Genomic DNA, 4,268 nt, shown 5'->3' with positions numbered 1-4,268 from the left:
CGGCGCTCGATCTCAGCCCCAACTATCTGGCCCAGGCCCGGAGGCTGCTGTCGCCCTGGTCGCGCGCCCATGTGGTGCAGGCGGCGGCCGAGAGCATCCCGGCACCCGACGCGAGCTTCGACGCGGTCACGTGCATCTTCCTGTTCCACGAGCTGCCCCGCAAGGTGCGGGCCGCGGCAGCGGCGGAGATGGCCCGGGTGCTGAAGCCGGACGGCATCGTCGTCTTCGTGGAAACGGTCCAGAAAGGCGACAGACCGGAATTCGACGGGTTGCTCGAACTGTTTCCCATCGGGTTCCATGAACCCTATTACGCCGATTATGTGCGGCAGGACCTAGCGGAGCTTTTCGGCGGGGCCGGACTGGAGATCATAGAAACCACCCCTGCATTCATGTCCAAGGTGGTCGTTTTGCGCAAATGCCGGTAAAATAATTCACGGGCCGATACCGAAGATTTCGTCACTGAAAGTTACAGTTTGATGACGATTATATGACATATTGTCTAATTTCTGATGACGTCGTATAAGTTTCACCGAATACAATTTATACCGCCCCATATGCAGGGTTGGGACGAGAGACGAAAAACATGGCCAATCAAGAGATCGAGCTGAAGCTGCGGGTTGATCCGGAGCATCTGGCTCGCTTTCGCAATGCATCAGCGTTCGCCGATTCGACGCAGCGAGCCACCACGCAAAATCTCGAGAGCATCTACTACGATACCGAAGATTTTGCCCTGCGCCAGCGAGGCGTTACCCTGCGGGTCCGCAAGAAGGGCAAGAGCTTCGTTCAAACTCTCAAGATCGCCAACGAACATGCCGGCGGCGTCTTCAGCCGGGGAGAGTGGGAGTGCCAGGTTGCAGGAGCCCTTCCCGACCTGAGCGCGATCGACGACGCGGAAGCGCGGGAGCATCTCGGCGTCGTCAGTGCCGACGATCTAAAGCCGGTCTTCGCCAGCCACATCAAGCGGAGCATCCGTCTGCTGAACGGCGCCGATGGCCAGCCCGGCGACACCGCCATCGAGGTCGCGGTCGACCAGGGTGAACTTCGGGCATCGGACGGGACCGTGCTGCCGATAGCGGAGGTCGAGCTCGAGCTGAAGAGCGGCGCACCGCAGGCGTTGTTCGATCTGGCGCTCAAGCTGACGGAGGTGGCTCCCGTGCGGGTGGAAACCCGGACGAAGGCCGAGCGCGGCTATGCGCTGGTCGCAGGCGAAGCGCAGTCCGCCGTCAAGGCTCAGAAGCTCGAGCTGACGCCGGAGCATACCGCCGAGCAGGCGCTCGCCTCCATCATGCGCAACTGCCTGTCGCATGTGGTCCTGAACGAGGCTGCCGCCTTGAAGGGTGAGGATGCCGAAGGCATCCATCAGATGCGCGTGGCCCTGCGCCGCCTGCGCTCCGCCCTTGGCTTGTTCCGCGACCTGATGCCCGTCGACCAGTACGACTTCCTGTCGGGCGAAGTGAAGTGGCTGGCTGGAGAACTGGGTCACGCCCGCAACTGGGACGTCTTCCTGGCGGATCTGCTGGCGCCGGTGGAAGAAGCCCTCGGCGGTGACAAGCCGACCGGGGCGCTTCACCGCACGGCCCTGGCAAGCAGGTCGCGGGCCTACGAACAGGCTCATGCCGCGATCCTGTCACCCCGTTATACCGTCCTGCTTCTGCGCCTGGGCGGCTGGCTGGAGTCGCGATCCTGGCGGCAGCAACCGCTGTCGGAAGAGGGCGCGCGGCTGTTCGCTCCGGTCAGGGAACTCGCCGACGGCCTGCTGGCCAAACGGCACCGCAAGGCACGCAAGCTCGGCGCCGGATTCGCCGATCTGGCGCCCGCGGAACGCCATCAATTGCGGATCGCCCTGAAGAAGCTCCGCTATGCCGCCGAGTTCTTCCGGTCGCTGTATGGCAACAAGGAAGTCGGCCGGTATCTGAAGCGGCTTTCGGCGCTCCAGGACGATCTCGGGCACCTGAACGACGTTGCGACCGCCGAGATGCTGATGGGCAGGCTTGCCGGCGAGTCGGACGAAGGTGAGGGACTCTGGCGCATCGGCGGCGGCATGGTGATCGGCTGGCACGCACGCGGGGTCACACAGCTCGAACCTTGTTTGGTTCGTGATTGGCACAAATTTGCGAAAGCGACGCCTTTCTGGTCGAAGCCCTCCAATCGCTAGGATAGACTTCGGCATCATGCTCACAATCCTCGTCGCGAATATCAAGGGTGGCTGCGGCAAGACCACCATAGCCACCCACTTGGCCGCCGCCTTCGCGACAGCCGGAATGACCACGGTGCTGGCCGACGTGGACCGCCAGAAATCGAGCCTCGGCTGGCTTGAGCGCCGCCCCGCCGGAGCGGCGCATCTTGTCGGGGTCGATTGGACCAGGGATCTCGACAGCGTGCCCAAGGGAGCGGCGCGGCTGGTGATCGACGCACCGGCGGCCCTGAAGACGAAGCAGATCGAGGAACTGGTGAAGCTGGCCGACGTGATCGTGCTGCCGGTCCTGCCCAGCACCTTCGACGAACTGGCGACCCGGCGCTTCCTGGACAAGCTGGAAGAGTTGAAGCCCATCGCGAAGAACAAGAAGCAGATCGCCGTCGTAGGCAACCGTCTGCGCGCCCGTACCAAGTCGGCGGACCGCCTGGACGACTTCCTGGACGGTGTCGGCCATACGGTCGTGACCAGATTGCGTGATACGCAGCTTTATGCCGACGTGGCGGCGACGGGCCTCAGCCTGTTCGACCTCAACGGCAAACGGGTCGGCGACTACCGGTCGGACTGGGACCCCTTGCTGCACTACATCGATCAGGTTCAGTGATCCCGCTTCCGTGATCCCTGGACATCTCCCCGGACCGTAGAACGGAACAGGGTGTCGTAGGTCGCGACCATGGCGGCCTCGTCATATTCCCGCACGGCGCGCGCGCGGTTGCCATGGCCCAGCCGGCGGCGCAGCGTGGCATCGTTCAACAACGTCTTGATCGCTGAGGTGAAAGCCGATTCGTCATCGCGTGGAACGACGAACCGGCGGTTGTCGTCGGTCAGCATGCCGCGCACATCCCCCACATCGGTTGCGACGACGGGCAACGCCGCGGCCATGGCCTCCAGCAGGCTCAAGGGCATCTGCTCGGTATCGGACGACAGGGCGAAGACGTCGAGCAGACCGATCGCCAGTTCCGGGTTCAGCATCTGACCTGCGAAGGTCACGCGATCCGAAACGCCGAGGTCGCGCGCCAACGCTTCCAGCGCCGGGCGGTCGGGACCGTCGCCGATCAGGACAAGACGGCAAGCCGGCTCGGCCGGCAAGCTTGCGAAAGTCCGGACCAACCGTCCGAAGTTCTTCTCCCGCCGGAGCGTCCCGACCGATCCGATCAGCAACTCGCCGGGCTGCCGCCTCAGGGCCGCCGGATCGGGCTTGGCGGCGAAGCGGGCACAGTCGATGCCGTTCGGGATGAAGCGGATGCGCTTTTCCGGAAACCGCCACGACTCCAGCGCTATCGATTCGAGCACGCGGGAAGGCACGATCAGCTCGGTCGGTGCGGCGAGCGCCGCGCGGCGGAACCAGATCCGGCGGCGGAATTGGCGGCCGACCGCTTCTTCCGGACCGAAGCCGTCCTCGAAATGAAGATGCGGGCAGACCGGTACGATCCGGTTGACCAGCCCCCACTCCACGGCGCCCCAGGCATAGCTGAGGAGAAGGTCGGGCTTCTGCGACGCCAGGACACGGCGGAAGCGGATCAGGTTGCCGAGACTGAGAAGGCGGCCCTTGGCTACGGGGACGGCGATGACCCGGACGTCCAGTTCAGGATCGAGCCGATCCAGGCAGTCGGTATTGCCGTCCACCGCGACGATGGTGTGACGGTAAGCCCGCCCCAGCCGGTTCGCGATCTTGACGAAGCGCATCTGCTGGCCGCCGACCTCGAAGGAAGAGAAGACATGAAATAAATGCAGCAGATCAGGGATTACTCCCTCGGGAATACTTTCATGGAACTGTGGGGGTGTGGCCCGATCTGCGATTGTCACGGCGTCTCTTCTTTGGCTAGGGTCGGCGCCTGCCAACTGGCAGGTCGTCAGGAGGCACGATGTTCCACCCGCGCACCAGCCGCAAGAAGCTCGAACAGGTTATCCGGACGCTCGATGCGGCGGCTCGAATTGGTCACGAGACGGACTCCGATGGCTTCCGGATCACCAGGATCGCGGAGCGGCGGAACACGGACCGGTACGACGCGGTGATAGGGAAACTGGAACAAGGGATCGCGACCAGGAAGTTCGACCTGTCCCGCGACGAGTC

At 63.9% G+C, this 4,268-nt stretch carries 5 protein-coding genes; 4 read left to right on the top strand and 1 reads right to left on the bottom strand.

Translation table 11 applies throughout. The features are described 5' to 3' along the window. From AC5JJ6_RS01125 to AC5JJ6_RS01115, 3 genes are all read left to right on the top strand, one after another. The coding region (locus tag AC5JJ6_RS01125; RefSeq protein ID WP_496040272.1) for a class I SAM-dependent methyltransferase at positions 1 to 425 on the top strand (425 nt) is incomplete at its 5' end. 158 nt (positions 426 to 583) lie between these two features. Beyond that, positions 584 to 2,155 (top strand): CYTH and CHAD domain-containing protein, encoded by a 1,572-nt coding sequence (locus AC5JJ6_RS01120; protein WP_496040271.1) that lies wholly within the window; start codon positions 584 to 586, stop codon positions 2,153 to 2,155. Between the two features lie 16 nt (positions 2,156 to 2,171). Next, a complete protein-coding gene (locus tag AC5JJ6_RS01115; RefSeq protein WP_496040270.1) occupies positions 2,172 to 2,798 on the top strand; it encodes a nucleotide-binding protein in 627 nt (208 codons plus the stop codon). On the opposite strand, the gene AC5JJ6_RS01110 is transcribed toward AC5JJ6_RS01115, so the two are convergent. Further along, positions 2,792 to 4,000 carry a glycosyltransferase family 4 protein gene (locus AC5JJ6_RS01110; RefSeq protein WP_496040269.1) on the bottom strand — a complete coding sequence of 403 codons (1,209 nt, stop codon included), beginning with the start codon at positions 3,998 to 4,000 and terminating at the stop codon, positions 2,792 to 2,794. The two genes, AC5JJ6_RS01115 and AC5JJ6_RS01110, sit on opposite strands and share 7 nt — an antisense overlap. A 59-nt stretch (positions 4,001 to 4,059) precedes the next feature. Here AC5JJ6_RS01110 and AC5JJ6_RS01105 point away from each other — a divergent pair. Continuing rightward, positions 4,060 to 4,268, top strand: a 209-nt coding sequence (locus AC5JJ6_RS01105) for a hypothetical protein (RefSeq protein WP_496040268.1), incomplete at its 3' end; no start/stop codon positions are given.

The organism is Skermanella sp. (genome assembly GCF_059503625.1).
This window is presented reverse-complemented; position numbering and strand designations above follow the sequence as displayed.

Bases quoted from the DNA above. Each gene is read 5' to 3' on its own strand.
- AC5JJ6_RS01120 (WP_496040271.1), top strand. From the start codon at position 584: ATGGCCAATCAAGAGATCGAGCTGAAGCTGCGGGTTGATCCGGAGCAT.
- AC5JJ6_RS01115 (WP_496040270.1), top strand. From the start codon at position 2,172: ATGCTCACAATCCTCGTCGCGAATATCAAGGGTGGCTGCGGCAAGACC.